The sequence below is a fragment of the Streptomyces sp. NPDC037203 genome (genome assembly GCF_055605065.1).
The window spans coordinates 853,822-868,733 of record NZ_JBVJUC010000003.1 but is presented as its reverse complement, the minus strand read 5'-3'; the positions used below and the strand labels follow the sequence as shown (position 1 = coordinate 868,733).

The following is a 14,912-nucleotide window of genomic DNA, read 5'->3' as shown; positions in this document are numbered from 1 at the left end:
TCGATGGCCGCACCCGCTCCGCCGCAGGACGTGATTGACGGAACCGGCGGCACGGGATGATCGTGGGCGGCATGAATGATCACCGTCCGGGCCCCGGCGCCCCCGCCGACTCCCTCCCGGCCACCTCCGCGCATCGCTCGGATGACGAAGCCGCGGAGGTCCGGCGCTTCTGGGGCCGGCTCGGGCTGCCCGGTCTGATCGACGTGCACACGCACTTCATGCCCGAGCGGGTCCTGCGCAAGGTGTGGGAGTACTTCGACGCGCGGGGTCCGCTGACCGGCGGGCTCGCCTGGCCGATCAGCTACCGGCAGCAGGAGGCCGAACGCGCGGCGGTGCTGCGGCGGTTCGGCGTCCGCGCCTTCACCGCCATGCTCTACCCGCACAAACCCGGTATGGCCCGCTGGCTGAACGGCTGGGCGGCCGACTTCGCCCGGCGGACCCCCGACTGCCTGCACACGGCGACCCTGTTTCCCGAGCCGGGCGTCGAGACGTACGTCCGCGAGGCGATCGAGGCGGGCGCGCGGGTGTTCAAGGCGCATGTGCAGGTGGGGGCGTACGACCCGGCCGACGAGCTGCTCCAGCCGGCCTGGGGGGTGCTGGCCGAGGCCCGGATCCCCGTGGTGATCCATTGCGGCTCCGGGCCCGCGCCCGGCAAGCACACCGGCCCCGGACCGATCGCGCGGGTGCTGGCGCGCCACCCGGAGCTGCGGCTGATCGTCGCGCATCTGGGAATGCCGGAGTACGAGGAGTTCCTCGGCCTCGCCGAGCGGCACCGGGAGGTACGGCTGGACACGACGATGGCGTTCACCGATTTCACCGAGGCGTTCATGCCGTTCCCCCGCCGGGTGCTGCCCCGGCTCGCGGAACTCGGCGACCGCGTCCTGCTCGGCTCCGACTTCCCCAACATCCCCTACCCCTACCTCCATCAACTCCACGCCCTGGAGCGGCTGGACCTCGGGGAGGAGTGGCTGCGGGCCGTGTGCCACGACAACGCGGCGGAGCTGTTCGGACGGGCGTGACACCGGCGCGGCGGCCCCGGAGCTGCCGGGCCGGTCAGAGATCCGGGTTGGGGTTGATGATCACCGTGGTGGCGCTGACGCCGTGGTAGTACATCTCCTCGCCCGACCAGTAGCCGTGGAACGACAACTCTCCCCCGTTGACGGTGTACATCCGGGCGGCGGCGGGCTCGAGCTGCTCCTCGTCGCCGGCGAATGCCTCCAGGGTGACGCAGTCGTCGCCGTCCCTGGCCACCACCGCGGCCGCGTGGAACTGGCTCATCTCCCTGTCTCCGGGTTTCAGCGCGACGATCACGAACGCCTGGCCCACCTGGGGGTTCGCAGCCTCGTCGCGGGCGCCGGTGAACTCCCTGGCCATCCGGCGGTTGGTCCCGTCGCTGGGCTGGCCGAAGAACTCGGTGCGCGCGCCCTTCTTGTTGCTGAAGGTGTCGATGGTGCTGGCGTACTGGCCGTGCGGCAGCTGGTTGACGCGGTTGTTGATGATCTCCTCGGCCACGTGCAGGCACTGGTTCAGCACATCGCCGCCCAGCGAGTAGCGGTGGTAGGTCGCACCCAGGAAGTCGGCCTGCTGGTTGTCCGACTGGAGGGCGGGGGAGATGGTGCCGAGGGCGTCGGCCCGTACCCACAGGTAGTGCGCTCCGTCGACGATGGCGAAGGCGCCGCCGGCCGAGACCCGCAGTTCCCCCATACCCTCCACGTCCTGGTCCGTGAAGCGCTGCACGGACCCTTCGGCCTCCGCGGCCGACCGGCCGGCGGTCTCCTCCCGCTCCTGCCGCGCGGCGGGCACCGGACCGGCGAGCACCCGGTGGGCGTTGGCCTCGGCGGCCCGCTCGAACCGGTCGGCGGGATCGCTGACCCGCAGTCCGTCGCCGGTCGGTGTGCCCGCGACCGGGCCCTGCCGCTGCTGGAGGACGTGGGTCAACTCGTGGGCGAGCGTGTGCCGGTCGGCGCCGCCGGGTCCGATCACCACATGGCTGCCGGACGTGTAGGCGCGGGCGCCGAGACCGGCGGCGGAGGACTGGGCAGTCGCGTCGTCATGGACGCGCACATCGGAGAAGTCCTCCCCGAACCGGGCCTCCATCTCCTGCCGGACCGGCTCCGCCAGCGGCCTTCCGGGAGCGCGCAACACCCCGTGCACGGCGGACCGTTGGACCGCCGCCTCCTCTTCGGCGCCGTGCCCGGCCGCCTCTTGGCTCCGGCGCAGAATCCGCACCACGGCCGCGTTGCCGACGCTGCGCTGGAGCGGCGCCAGCGCGCCCGGAGCCTGCCGCGCCGGGGCACTCGGAGCCGACGCCTTGCGGGTGCCGGTGCGCTCGGCCGCCTCCGCGGTGTCTCGGGCGTGCATAGAGGGCTCCTTCACTAGGCTCCTGCCCTCTGGATACAGGCCCGCGGCGGCGGACACCAGGTACCCGAGGGCAGAGCGGTTGCCCGAACGGGCGGTGGCGGGAGCACGGTTCGGCACGCCCCCGCGTACGAGGCCGCCGGTGCCCGCGCACCGCCCTCGGGCTCCGCGGTGATCGCGCAGCGGGAAAGGGCCTGGTCGGCGCGATCGGAGCGGTCCTCCCAGCGAGCGCGTCCGCGGGGCGCGCGGGGCGGGGGGCGAGGATCCGTACGACCGCCCCTCGAATGCCGGCGGCTTGCCGGAGTGGCGCCTGACCATGCGCGCGGCGGGCAGCCTCCGACCGTTCCTTGGCGGCAGATCCTGTCGGGAACACCCGGCGCCGCCCGCCCGGTTCCGGCCACCGGCGGGCTCAGAACAGCAGCACGACCTTGCCCGACAGACCGCCCGCCTCGAAGCGCTCGTGGGCCGCGCGCACCTGCGTGAAGGGGTAGTACGCGGCCACCCGTACCCTCAGCCGCCCCGCGTCGACCAGGCCGGCCAGTTCCGTGAGATCCTCGGCACTCTCCTGAACGTAACTCTTCGCGGCGCCCGGCACATCCGGCAGGGGCGCGTCGGAGACCGAGATGTACGACCCCCCGTCCGCGAGCGCGCTGGAGACGTCGACGCCCGCCGTGTCGAGCACGGCGTCGTACGCCCCCTTCGGAAGCTCCGCGGCGGAGTGCGTCACGGTCGACGCGCCGAACTCCCCGACCACCTCAGTGTGTTCGGGGCGGGAGACCAGGCCGTCGACCGGTACGCCCGCCTGCCGGGCCAGTTGGACCGCCAGGCCGCCCACGGCTCCCGCGGCTCCGGTGACCAGGAGCCGGGTGCGGCTCCCCAGACGAAGCGCCGCGAGGGCCTGTACCGTGGTGGTCCCGGCGAGCGGCAGCGTCGCGGCTTCCGCGAGGGTGAGCGTCGTAGGGGCGTGAGCGAGCAACCGTGCCGGCAGGCGCACCAGTTCGGCCCAGGTACCCAGGCCGGTGGCGAGCTGCGCGGACATCGCGATCACCCGGTCCCCGGCCGCGAACTCGGGCGCGGAACTCGCGACGACGATGCCGGCCAGGTCCCAGCCAAGCGTCGCCGGCAGGGCAGGGCCGACGTCCCAGGCGCGGGTCTTCCAGTCCACCGGGTTCAGACTGCTCGCGACCGTCCGCACCAGCACCTCACCGGCACCCGGCTCCGATCCCGGCTCCGATTTCAGCTCCGACTCCGGGGCGGCGACCTCTCGTACGGTGAGCACCTCGGGCCCGCCGTGGGCGTCGATCCGGACAGCACGCATGGCGACAACTCCTCAAGTTCCGGGCCGGGTCACGGCCGTGCGGGGACCGTCGTGGTCCCGCGTCGGAGCTCACGCTAAAGTCTGACATCGGTGTGAGAGTCAAGCCGGGGAGGGCCGGGATGCGCATCGGCGAGATGGTGCGGCGCACGGGGGTCGGCGAGCGATTGCTGCGCTACTACGAGGAGCAGGGCCTGCTGGCGCCGGAGCGCCTGCCCAGCGGGTACCGCGTCTACACGGACAAGGACGTCGAGACGGTCCGTCGCATCCGCACCCTGCTCGCCGCCGGGCTCACCACGGAGACCATCGCGAAGGTGCTGCCGTGCGTCCGCGACGAGGGTGAACGGCTGGTGCCGGTCTGTCCGGAGCTGGTCGCGGAGCTGCGCCAGGAGCGGGCGCGGATCAGCCGCGCGATCGACGACCTCCAGGCGTCGCGCGGCCTGCTGGACGTCGTCATCGCGGCGGGCCCGCGGCCGGCGGCGGCCTCACGGTAGGCCGGCCGCGACGCGCCGGGCATCCCACCGGGTCGGCTCACCCGGACCACCCGTTCCCCGGCCCGCTCTGTCGAAAGCCGTCACTCCGGCAGTGGTCCGGTGTCCAACTCCAGGAGTTCGCAGCCCAGGTGGTGCAGAGCGCGGTCTATCCCCGGCCGGGTGGCGAGCCGGGGGGTGCGGGCCACGTCGTTGACGACGGTGAGGACGCTCTGCACCCGGACGCGGGCCTCGGCCGGGGTCATGGCCGGGTGGACCGCGCCCAGCAGGTGCAGCCACTCGGCGATGTAGTCGCGCTGGAACTGCCGGGCGCGCAGCCGGTCCGCCTCCTGGAGGTGCTCGGCCTCGGTGGCGATCACCGTCACCAGATGGCGGGAGACCAGCGCGTTGCGGGTGTAGCGCCACACCAGGCGGCGCAGCGCACCCGCGTGGTCCCTCGCCGAGGCGAGCACCTCGGCCAGGTCGACCCACAGCCGTTCGACGCCGCGGTGCACGGCGGTGGCGAGGAGGTCGTGCTTGCTGGCGAAGTGGTGGTAGATGCTCTGTCCGGCGATCCCGACGGCCGCGCCGGTGTCCTCCAGGCTGACCGAGGCGTAGCCGCGCTCGGCGAACAGCTCGGTCGCGGCGGCGAGCAGCGCCTCCCGGCGGGAGCGGTGGCGCAACACGCCGTGCGGCGCGTCGAGTCGGGGTTCGCCGAGTCCGGGCGGGGTCGAGGTGGCGATCCGGTGCATCAGGCCCGCGACGAGATCGGGCTCCGTCAGTTCCACATGCTGGTAGGCGAGGCTCGCCGCCACGCCGAGCGTGCCCCAGGACAGCAGCTCGGTGTGGGCGGGGTCCAGCCCCGGCCGGGCGGCGGTCAGCTGGCCGGCGAGGGTGCGCCGGGCGGCGTGCAGCCGCCGGGTGAGCTCCGCGTGCTGCTCGGCGGGCAGATGCCGGGCCTCGCGCTGCCAGAGCACCCCCAGCTCGCGCCGGGCCAGCGCGGACCCGGCGAAGTCCTTCACCAGGACGTCGAGTTCGCCGGGACCCGCCGGGTACAGCCCGGACAGGCAGGAGTCGAGGGCCTCGGCGACGACGGCGTGCAGCAGTTGCTGCTTGCCGCCGAAGTGCCGGTACAGGGCGGAGGGGCCGATGCCGACGGCGGCCGCGATGTCGCTCATCGCCGCGTTGGCGTAACCGTCGCGGGAGAACAGCTCCCGCGCGGCGGCGATGATCAGCTCTCGCCGGTTGCGCGGACGCGTCGCCCGCACGAGCGGGGCGGCCGTCTCCCCACCGGGCCCGGCCGCCACCGTACAACTCGGGGCGGCCGATCCCGCACCGGACACCGATGGCCCCGCGCCGTCCCCCGGCGCCCCCGTTCGGACCGCGGCCGCAGCGGCCCCCGTGTCCGCCCCCGCTGCCTCCGCCGCGCCCGCGGGCGCGCTCCCCCGCTCCGTTCCGACCCCGATCCTCACCGGCACCTCCAGACAGGCCAGCCGACTCCTCCTGAACCCGTGGACCAGGGCCTTTCTTCCGGATCTTGCCGGGCTCGGCCGTAAGGCACCGCCAACCCGAGCCGACATGATCCGGAAGAAAGACCCTAGCCGAGTTCCAGCGAACGGCCGATGATCTCCTTCATGATCTCCGTCGTGCCCGCGTAGATCCGGCTCACCCTGCTGTCCTGCCAGGCGCGCGCGATCGGGTACTCCAGCATGTAGCCGTACCCGCCGTGCAGCTGGACGCAGGCGTCCATGACCCGGCCCTGGAGTTCGGTGCACCACCACTTGGCCTTGGCCGCGTCGACCACCGTCAACTCGCCCGAGTTCAGCGCCAGTACGCAGCGGTCGAGGTAGTGCTGGGCGATCTCGATCTCGGTGGACAGCTCGGCGAGGCGGTGCCGGGTCACCTGGAGGGAGCCGATCGGCTTGCCGAACGCCTTGCGCTCGCGCACGTACTCGACGGTCCACTCGAAGGCGGCCGTCGCCTGCGCCAGCCCGGCGATCGCGACCGACATCCGCTCCTGTGCGAGGTTGCGCGTCAGCGCGAAGAACCCCTCGCCCTCCTGCCCGAGCAGGTTGGCCGCCGGCACCCTGGCGCCGGTGAAGACCAGCTCGGCGGTGTCCTGCGCGTGCAGGCCGACCTTCTCCAGCTTCCGGCCGCGTTCGAACCCCGGCGTGCCGCGCTCCACGACGATCAGGCTGAGCCCGCGGTGCGGGTGCTCGCCCGTGCGTACGGCGACGACGACCAGGTCGGCGTTGATGCCGTTGGTGATGAACGTCTTCGCGCCGTCGATGACGTAGTGGTCGCCGTCGCGGACGGCCTTGGTGCGGATGCCGGACAGGTCGGAACCGGTGCCGGGCTCGGTCATCGCGACCGCCGTGATCAGCTCGCCGGAGGCGATGCCGGGCAGCCAGCGTGCCTTCTGCTCGTCGTCGGTCTGGTCGAGGAAGTAGGGCAGGACCACGTCCGCGTGCAGGGTCGGGCCGAGGATAGCCGGGATGGCGCCCACCCGCGCGCCCTCCTCGTGCAGGATCGTGTTGTAGCGGAAGTCCTTGATCCCCGCGCCGCCGAACTCCTCGGGCACGGCGATGCCGAGCGCGCCCAGCTCGCCCAGACCGGTGAACAGTGCACGGGGCACGATGCCGGCCTTGTCCCAGTCCGCGTAGTGCGGCACCACGTGCTTGTTGACGAAGGCCCGCACGCTCTCGCGGTAGTCCTCGTGCTCGGCTTCGTAAAGGGTTCGCTTCATGATCAGCTTTCTCAGAGGGATCGAGAACCGCGGTGGTGCCGCCGTGCGACCGAATGCGCCAGCGGAGACTACTCAAGATTCACTTGCGGCGGAAGTAGTGAAATGACGGCGGGTGAAGCGGGGCACTCCGGGACGGTGCGCCCCGCCGCCACACTGATCGAGATTCACAAAAGGTGTCGCCGACTGTGTGCCTGGTCACATCTCGTTCGACTATTGCGCTTTACTAGGACGTCCTAGTATTTCCCTGATCAGCGTCCCCCGACCTGTCCCGGAAGGCCCCCGATGAGCGAACTGCACTCCCCCGTGCACCCCGTACGCCTGGTCACCGCATCCGCTCTGTTCGACGGGCACGACGCGTCGATCAACATCATGCGGCGGATCTTCCAGTCCCAGGGCGCCGAAGTGATCCACCTCGGGCACAACCGGTCGGTGCAGGAGGTCGTGAACGCGGCGCTGGAGGAGGACGCGCACGGCGTGGCCGTCTCCTCCTACCAGGGTGGCCATGTCGAGTACTTCGAGTACCTGGTCGAGTCGTTGCGGGAGCGGGGCGCGGAGCACATCCGGGTGGTCGGCGGCGGGGGCGGGGTGATCGTGCCCGAGGAGATCACCCGGCTTCGCGCACACGGGGTGACCATCTTCTCGCCCGAGGACGGGCAGCGGATGGGCCTCGCCGGGATGATCAACTCGGTGGTGCGGGACTGCGACTTCGACCTGTGGGAGGGCAAGCCCGCCGACGTGGACGCCGTGCTCGCGGGCGACCGGTTCGCCACCGCCCGCGCCATCACGGGCGCCGAACTCGGCAAGCTGCCCACGGAGTTCATGGACCGGCTGCGGACCGCCGCGGCCGGGCGGGTGGTGCCGGTGCTCGGCATCACGGGCACCGGCGGCTCCGGCAAGTCCTCACTGACCGACGAGCTGGTGCGCCGCTTCCGCGTGGACCAGCAGGACAAGCTGCGCATCGCGGTGATCGCCGTCGACCCGACCCGGCGGCGCGGCGGGGGCGCGCTGCTCGGCGACCGGATCCGGATGAACTCCCTCGACGGCAACCGGGTGTTCTTCCGCAGCCTGGCCACGCGCGGCAGCCACGAGCTGCCCGAGCACCTCACCGATGTGATCGACGTGGTCAAGGCCGCCGGGTACGACCTGGTGATCGTGGAGACGCCGGGCATCGGCCAGGGCGACGCGGCGATCGTGCCGTTCGTCGACACCTCGCTGTACGTGATGACGCCGGAGTTCGGCGCCGCGTCCCAGCTGGAGAAGATCGACATGCTCGACTTCGCCGACGTGGTCGCGGTCAACAAGTTCGAGCGGCGCGGCGCCAAGGACGCGCTGCGCGATGTGAGCCGCCAACTGGTGCGCAACCGCGAGGCGTTCGACAAGAAGCCCGAGGACATGCCGGTGTACGGCACCTCGGCCGCGACCTTCCACGACGACGGCGTCACCGCCCTCTTCCAGCATCTGAAGGCGGAGCTGGACGGGAAGGGGCTGCACCTCCAGGAGGGCACCCTCGCCCCCGTCGACGTCCGCCACTCCTCCGGCATCCGCCAGGTGGTGCCCGCGGACCGGGTGCGCTACCTCGCGGAGATCACCGAGGCGGTCCGCGCGTACCACGCCGAGACCGAGGTGCTGGCCGAGGCGGCCCGGCGGGTGCAGCGACTCGACCTGGTCGCGGGCGAGCTGGCGGCAGCCGGTTCGGACGCGGACAGCGTGGCGGCGCTGCTCGCCGACGCCCGCAAGCAGCTCCCGCACGAGGTCGGCGAGCAGATCGAGAACTGGCCCGCCGTCGTCGCGTCGTACTCCGGCGACGAGCAGGTCGTGCGGGTCCGCGACCGGGAGATCCGCACCAGGCTGACCCGTGAGTCGCTGTCCGGCAACAGGATCCCCCGCGTGGCGCTGCCCCGGTTCACCGACCACGGTGAGCTGGTGCGGTTCTGGCGGCGGGAGAACCTGCCCGGCTACTTCCCGTTCACCGCCGGGGTGTTCCCCTTCAAGCGCGACGGCGAGGACCCGGCGCGGATGTTCGCCGGCGAGGGCGATCCGTTCCGCACCAACCGGCGTTTCAAGCTGCTCTCGGAGGGCCAGCCCGCCACCCGGCTGTCCACCGCCTTCGACTCGGTCACCCTCTACGGCCGCGACCCCGGCGAGCGCCCCGACATCTACGGCAAGGTCGGCACCTCCGGCGTCTCGGTCGCGCACCTGGAGGACATGAAGGCGCTGTACGACGGCTTCGACCTGACCGCGCCGACGACCTCGGTCTCGATGACGATCAACGGCCCGGCGCCCACCGTGCTGGCGTTCTTCCTCAACACCGCGATCGACCAGCAGATCGACCGGTTCCGCGCCGACGAGGGCCGCGAGCCCACCACCGAGGAGGCGGCGCGGCTGCGCGCCGACGCGCTGGCCGGCGTCCGCGGCACGGTGCAGGCCGACATCCTCAAGGAGGACCAGGGGCAGAACACCTGCCTGTTCTCCACGGAGTTCTCGCTGCGGATGATGGCCGACATCCAGGAGTGGTTCATCGCGCACAAGGTCCGCAACTTCTACTCGGTCTCCATCTCCGGCTACCACATCGCCGAGGCGGGCGCGAACCCGATCAGCCAGCTCGCGTTCACCCTCGCCAACGGCTTCACCTACGTGGAGGCGTACCTGGCGCGCGGCATGGACGTGGACGACTTCGCGCCCAACCTGTCGTTCTTCTTCTCCAACGGCATGGACCCCGAGTACTCGGTGCTCGGCCGGGTCGCCCGCCGGATCTGGGCGATTGCGATGAAGCGGAAGTACGGCGCCAACGAGCGCGCCCAGAAACTCAAGTACCACGTCCAGACCTCGGGCCGCTCCCTGCACGCCCAGGAGATGGACTTCAACGACATCCGCACCACGCTCCAGGCGCTCATCGCCATCTACGACAACTGCAACAGCCTGCACACCAACGCCTACGACGAGGCGGTCACCACGCCGACCGAGGAGTCCGTCCGCCGGGCCCTGGCCATCCAGCTGATCATCAACCGGGAGTGGGGCCTCGCGATGAACGAGAACCCGCTCCAGGGGTCGTTCATCATCGACGAGCTGACCGACCTGGTCGAGGAGGCGGTGCTGCTGGAGTTCGAGCGGATCAGTGAGCGCGGGGGCGTGCTCGGCGCGATGGAGACCGGTTACCAGCGCGGCCGCATCCAGGACGAGTCGATGCTGTACGAGCAGCGCAAGCACGACGGTTCGCTGCCGATCATCGGCGTCAACACCTTCCGCAACCCGCACGCGGAGGGCGCCGAACCGGGCGCCATCGAGCTGGCCCGTGCCACGGAGCAGGAGAAGCGCTCCCAGCTGGAGCGGGTGCACGACTTCCAGTCCCGGCACCAGCAGGAGGCGCACGCCGCGCTGACCGCCCTGAAGGCGGCGGCGGTCAACGGCGACAACGTCTTCTCGGTGCTCATGGACGCCGCGCGGGTGTGCACCCTCCAGCAGATCACCGAGGCGTTCTTCGAGGTGGGCGGCCAGTACCGGCGCAACGTCTGATGTAGGGCGAGGGGGGCGGGCCACGTGGGCCGCCCCCCTCCTGCCGTCACGCCTGGTACGCGAGCAGCGCCATCATCCCCGCCTCGCCGTGGTAGGCGTTGTGGCAGTGCAGCATCCACTGGCCGGGGTTGTCGGCGTCGAAGTACACGGACACCGTCCGGCCGGGCAGCACGATGGTGGTGTCCTTGCGCGGGCCGCCCGTGCCGAGCTGGTACGTGTGTCCGTGCAGGTGCATCGGATGCCACATGTCCGTCTTGTTGACGAAGTCCAGCCGGACCCGTTCGCCCTGCTCGACCAGGAGGGGGTGAGCGGCGGGGCGCTTCATGTCGTACCGCCTGCCGTTGATGCCCCAGTCGTACGTCGCCATGCCGCCGGTGAGTTCGATCCGGTGGACGCGGTCGGTCCTCTTCGTGTCCAGGCGGACGTCGTCGGCGGCCTTCAGCCCGGCGGCGGACATGATCATGCCGTCCAGTTCCTTCGGGCGGACGGTCGGTTTCGGCGCGGCACCGGAACCGGTGCGCACCAGCGCCATACCGCCGGCGTTCTTGCCCTCGGCGCGGGCGACCAGCGGGAAGACCCCGTCGGCGAGGGTGACGAGGACGTCGTACCGCTCCCCCATGCCCACCAGCAGCGCGTCCACCCGCTGGTGGGCGACCGGGAAGCCGTCCGTATGGGTGATGGTCAGCTGGTGGCCGCCGAGCGCGACCCGGTACGCCGTGTCGCCGCCGGCGTTGACGACGCGCAGCCGCACCCGTGTGCCGGGCTTGCCGGTGTAGACGTCGGGATCGGCCGGCACCCGCCCGTTGACCAGGTGGTACGGGTATGCGACGTCACCGGCGTCGCCGCCGAGCAGGCTGCTTCGGGCGCCCATGAGCATGAACTTCATCGAGCCGGACGACTGCCCGCCGCCCTTGCCCGCGGTGCCGCCGCCCATGTCCATGCCGCTCATGCCGCCCATGCCGTGGCCGGAGGAGCCACCGTGCCCCGGACCGCCGTGCCCGGCACCGCCCGCGTCCATGTCGCCCATGTCCATGTCGCCCATGCCGTGGCTCAGTTCGGCGAGGACCTGGTCGGGGGTGCCGGTGACGCCGTCGATCCAGTCGTCCAGGACGACGACCCACTCGTCGTCGTACGACAGCGGTTCCCGCGGGTCCTCCACGATCAGCGGGGCGTGCAGTCCCCGGTCGAGCTGGACACCGACGTGCGGGTGGAAGAAGTAGGTGCCGGGCGTGTCGGCGAGGAAGCGGTAGGTGAAGGTGTGCCCGGCGCGCACCGGGTCCTGGGTGGCCGGGGGCACGCCGTCCATGTCGGCGCGCAGGGCGATGCCGTGCCAGTGGACGGACGTCGTGGTCCGGTCGGGGAGCTGGTTGGAGAGTTCGGCGGCGAGGGTGTCACCGGCCGAGAGGCGGATCTCCCCGCCCGGCGTACGGCCGTCGTAGGCCCAGCTCTTGGCCATCACCTTCGCGCCGAGGTCGAGCATGGCGGGCGCCGCGGTCAGGGTCACCTCGCGCACCTTTCCGGTGCCCTTGCGCTTCCTCTCGGTGGTGGCCACCACCTTGCTGTCGGGGCTCACCAGGGCCGGCGCGGACCCGGAGCCGCCGCAGGCGGCGAGCGCTCCCGTCCCGGCGACGGCGAGACCGGCCAGCAGGGCGGAACGACGGTTGATGCTGTTCATGGGAATGCCTCTTCTCGGAATGCCGTTTCACCTGCGCGCATGCGGCATCGCCCCCACGGTGTACGGGGGTGCGGGCCGCGCGGTGCCGGCCTAGATCAGCAGTCGGGAGAGGCGGGCGAGATCCGGCGGCGCGCGGTGCGGGTTGCCCGGCAGGCCGCGCCGGGCGAGGACGCCACCCGGCGGGGCGCCTTCGGCGGTGTACGCCGGCACGGTCGGCGGCGCGATCCACTGCGGTGAGCCGACGGCACCGGAGGTGCAGTGCTGCGCGCCGGAGCAGGCGCCGCCCATGTCGTGATCCATGCCGTGGTCCATGACCGAGGCCGACGCGACCGTGTGCCGCCCGTCCCCGGTGGCGCGGTGCGCGGTGGCGCGGTGCGCGGTATGGGCCGTCCCGGACATCGCGGTCATGGTGGTCGCGGGGGCCGCGGGGGCCGCGGGTGCGGTGGGGACCGGGCCCACGTCGTGGTGGACCAGGACGACGAGAGCGGCGAGCAGCGTCAGCACGGCGGTCCGGAACCGGCGCACCGCGCCGCTCCGCGCACCCATCCGCCGGTACATCACCTGCCGCCATCCCCTTTCCGAGCCGCGCCCGCGGAGGCGCTCCTGCTGGCACGTCACTGTACCCCCTGGGGGTACGGGATCGGACGACCGGGGAGAAGGACCCGGCAGGACGTACGACCGCGGGGGTCCCTCGCCTCGCCGGAGCTCTCCGCCCCGGCCGGCGTCACCGCGGGTCAGGGCCGCCGGCCGCATCGGCGAGGTGACAGCGCCCTCCGCCGCTCCGGCGGCTGTCCAAGTGGTTACGGCACCCCGGCTTCGGCCGCCGCCGACCGGACGAGGCGGCTCCCCTGGCGCATGGACGCCATGACACCAACGCGCCAGATCAACCGTCGGCATTCCGCCGATATTTTGTTGCTCCACCACCACGCGGGAACCACGTCTCGGAGGCCATCAGCATGTGCAGGATCTTCGGCTCCTTCGCGGTCGCGGCCACCGGCGCCGAACTGGCCACCGTGTCGGCCCGGCAGCGGCACGGGGGGCCGGACGCCCGCGGGGTCCGCACCGGCCGCGGCTGGTCCCTCGGCTGCGACCGGCTCGCCGTGACCGACCCGGCGGGCGGCGCCCAGCCCTTCGCGCTGCCGACGGCACCCGGCGTGCTGGCCGTACTGAACGGCGAGATCTACAACCACCAGGAACTGCGCGGGCAGTTGACCGCCCGCGGCCACCGCTTCCCGGACCGCTGCGACGGCAGCCTGCTGCCCGCCCTCTACACCGAGTTCGGCCCCTCCTTCACCGACCGGCTGGACGGCATGTTCGCGATCGCCGTGCTCGACCTGCGCGAGCGCCGGCCCCAACTCGTCCTGGCGGTGGACGCGATGGGCATGAAACCCCTGCACTACCACCAGGGTCCGCGCGGCGCCCTGCGGTTCGCCTCCGAGATCCCCGCGCTGCTCGCCTTCGACGGAGTGCCCGCCGCGCCGCGCGAGGACACCCTCGACACCGTCCTGTCCACCCGGACGCCCTTCGGCACCGAGACCGCCCTGCGCGGCATCCGCGTCCTGCCGCCCGGAAGCCTCGCGGTGGCCCGCGGGGGCGAGGGGCTGCGGATGCTGCGCTGCGGGCCGCGCGCCGCGGCGCCCCGCGGCGGGCCGGCGCCGTCGGCCGCGGACGTGCGGGAGTCGCTGCGCCGCGAGGTGCGCCGGCTCGCCGACGTCGACGTGCCGCTGTGCGCCCTGACCAGCGGCGGCCTGGACTCGGGCCTGGTGACCGCCCTCGCCGCGGAGCGCACCGAGCCGCTGCACACCTTCCACCTCGGCTACCGCGGCCGGCTGCCGGGCGCCGAGCACACCTATGCGAAGGCCGTCGCCAAACGCGCCGGCACCCGGCACCACCAGGTCGTCCTCGATCCCGCCGAACTGCCCTCGCTGCTGACCCGCACGGTGCGCCATCTGGGCCAGCCGCACGCCGATCCGACGACCGTCAGCACCTACGCGCTGTTCCGGGCGGTGCGTGAGGCCGGGTTCACCGCGGCGCTCACCGGGGACGGCGCGGACGAACTCTTCGGCGGCTACGACCGCATCCGCGCCGCCCTGGCGGCGCCCGCCGGGTCCGACTGGACGGCGGCCTACGCCGACGCGCTGGCTGCCGCGCCCCGGCTGCTCCGGGAGTGGCTCTACACCCCCGAGTACCGGGCGTTCATCGCCGAACAGGGTTCCGCGGCCGACCGGGTCACGGCCGAGCTGCGCGCCTGCGGCACCGAACGGGCCGCGGCGCTCCAGCGGTTCGAGACGCGGCGCCGGCTGCCCGCGTATCACTTGCGGCGCGTGGACCATCTGAGCATGGCGTGGGCGGTCGAGGCCCGGATGCCGTTCTGCCAGCCGGGCGTGGCGGCCCTGTCCCACCGGCTGCCCGCCGAACTGCGCACCGGCAAAAGGGCGTTGTACGAGGCCGGGCGGGGACTGCTTCCGGCGGCCACGCTGCGGCGGCCCCATCAGCCTTTCACGCTGCCCCTGTCCGCGGTGCTCGCCGCCGACGGGCCGCTGCTGTGGGCCCTGCGCGAACTGCTCTCGCCCGCGCGGCTGCGGCGCACCGGGCAACTGCGCGCCGACCGGGTGCAGGCGCTGTTCGCCCGGCACGCCGAACGCCCCTCCGACCAGGATGCCCTCACCCTGTGGGCGCTCGGCGTACACGAGTTGTGGACCGATGTGGTGCAGGGCCTGCGGGTGTCGACCGGACTCGCGGCGTGACCGGCTCCGGGTGCCCGGTGTCCGCGGTGGGGCAGAAGCGGCGGCACGCTCCTGCCCCGGCGGCCGCTTCCTCCCGGAGGTGCAAAAG

At 72.5% G+C, this 14,912-nt stretch carries 10 protein-coding genes; 4 read left to right on the top strand and 6 right to left on the bottom strand.

What is annotated here, in order from left to right; all coding sequences use genetic code 11:
• Positions 1 to 71: 71 nt before the first annotated feature.
• Positions 72 to 1,019 (top strand): amidohydrolase family protein, encoded by a 948-nt coding sequence (locus tag ACZ7EC_RS13140; RefSeq protein ID WP_471061869.1) that lies wholly within the window; start codon positions 72 to 74, stop codon positions 1,017 to 1,019.
• Positions 1,020 to 1,053: 34 nt separating this feature from the next.
• Here ACZ7EC_RS13140 and ACZ7EC_RS13135 read toward each other — a convergent pair whose 3' ends face one another.
• Complete coding sequence (locus ACZ7EC_RS13135) at positions 1,054 to 2,361, bottom strand: eCIS core domain-containing protein (RefSeq protein ID WP_471061867.1); 1,308 nt, start codon at positions 2,359 to 2,361, stop codon at positions 1,054 to 1,056.
• A 406-nt stretch (positions 2,362 to 2,767) separates the two neighbouring features.
• Positions 2,768 to 3,676 (bottom strand): NADP-dependent oxidoreductase, encoded by a 909-nt coding sequence (locus tag ACZ7EC_RS13130; protein ID WP_471061865.1) that lies wholly within the window; start codon positions 3,674 to 3,676, stop codon positions 2,768 to 2,770.
• Between the two features lie 119 nt (positions 3,677 to 3,795).
• Here ACZ7EC_RS13130 and ACZ7EC_RS13125 point away from each other — a divergent pair, with 119 nt between their 5' ends.
• The gene (locus ACZ7EC_RS13125; RefSeq protein ID WP_471061862.1) at positions 3,796 to 4,167 is read left to right on the top strand and encodes a MerR family transcriptional regulator; all 372 of its coding nucleotides are present in this window, start codon (positions 3,796 to 3,798) and stop codon (positions 4,165 to 4,167) included.
• A gap of 80 nt (positions 4,168 to 4,247) precedes the next feature.
• On the opposite strand, the gene ACZ7EC_RS13120 is transcribed toward ACZ7EC_RS13125, so the two are convergent.
• Together ACZ7EC_RS13120 and ACZ7EC_RS13115 are read right to left on the bottom strand one after the other, a co-directional pair.
• Positions 4,248 to 5,450: a TetR/AcrR family transcriptional regulator gene (locus ACZ7EC_RS13120; protein ID WP_471061859.1), complete on the bottom strand. Its 1,203-nt coding sequence runs from the start codon at positions 5,448 to 5,450 to the stop codon at positions 4,248 to 4,250.
• A gap of 290 nt (positions 5,451 to 5,740) precedes the next feature.
• Complete coding sequence (locus ACZ7EC_RS13115) at positions 5,741 to 6,889, bottom strand: acyl-CoA dehydrogenase family protein (protein ID WP_471061856.1); 1,149 nt, start codon at positions 6,887 to 6,889, stop codon at positions 5,741 to 5,743.
• Between the two features lie 282 nt (positions 6,890 to 7,171).
• On the opposite strand from ACZ7EC_RS13115, the gene icmF reads away from it, so the two are divergent.
• On the top strand, positions 7,172 to 10,402 hold the full coding sequence (icmF, locus tag ACZ7EC_RS13110) for a fused isobutyryl-CoA mutase/GTPase IcmF (protein WP_471061853.1): 3,231 nt from the start codon (positions 7,172 to 7,174) through the stop codon (positions 10,400 to 10,402).
• Positions 10,403 to 10,448: 46 nt separating this feature from the next.
• Here icmF and ACZ7EC_RS13105 read toward each other — a convergent pair whose 3' ends face one another.
• Entirely contained in the window at positions 10,449 to 12,077 is a 1,629-nt protein-coding gene (locus ACZ7EC_RS13105) for a multicopper oxidase family protein (RefSeq protein ID WP_471061850.1), read from the bottom strand.
• Positions 12,078 to 12,167: 90 nt separating this feature from the next.
• Positions 12,168 to 12,623 carry a hypothetical protein gene (locus tag ACZ7EC_RS13100; RefSeq protein WP_471061848.1) on the bottom strand — a complete coding sequence of 152 codons (456 nt, stop codon included), beginning with the start codon at positions 12,621 to 12,623 and terminating at the stop codon, positions 12,168 to 12,170.
• Between the two features lie 410 nt (positions 12,624 to 13,033).
• Here ACZ7EC_RS13100 and asnB point away from each other — a divergent pair, with 410 nt between their 5' ends.
• Complete coding sequence (asnB, locus tag ACZ7EC_RS13095; RefSeq protein WP_471061845.1) at positions 13,034 to 14,824, top strand: asparagine synthase (glutamine-hydrolyzing); 1,791 nt, start codon at positions 13,034 to 13,036, stop codon at positions 14,822 to 14,824.
• Positions 14,825 to 14,912 lie beyond the last annotated feature (88 nt).

Bases quoted from the DNA above. Each gene is read 5' to 3' on its own strand.
- ACZ7EC_RS13140 (WP_471061869.1), top strand. From the start codon at position 72: ATGAATGATCACCGTCCGGGCCCCGGCGCCCCCGCCGACTCCCTCCCG.
- ACZ7EC_RS13135 (WP_471061867.1), bottom strand. From the start codon at position 2,361: ATGCACGCCCGAGACACCGCGGAGGCGGCCGAGCGCACCGGCACCCGC.
- ACZ7EC_RS13130 (WP_471061865.1), bottom strand. From the start codon at position 3,676: ATGCGTGCTGTCCGGATCGACGCCCACGGCGGGCCCGAGGTGCTCACC.
- ACZ7EC_RS13125 (WP_471061862.1), top strand. From the start codon at position 3,796: ATGCGCATCGGCGAGATGGTGCGGCGCACGGGGGTCGGCGAGCGATTG.
- ACZ7EC_RS13115 (WP_471061856.1), bottom strand. From the start codon at position 6,889: ATGAAGCGAACCCTTTACGAAGCCGAGCACGAGGACTACCGCGAGAGC.
- icmF (WP_471061853.1), top strand. From the start codon at position 7,172: ATGAGCGAACTGCACTCCCCCGTGCACCCCGTACGCCTGGTCACCGCA.
- ACZ7EC_RS13105 (WP_471061850.1), bottom strand. From the start codon at position 12,077: ATGAACAGCATCAACCGTCGTTCCGCCCTGCTGGCCGGTCTCGCCGTC.
- ACZ7EC_RS13100 (WP_471061848.1), bottom strand. From the start codon at position 12,623: ATGGGTGCGCGGAGCGGCGCGGTGCGCCGGTTCCGGACCGCCGTGCTG.
- asnB (WP_471061845.1), top strand. From the start codon at position 13,034: ATGTGCAGGATCTTCGGCTCCTTCGCGGTCGCGGCCACCGGCGCCGAA.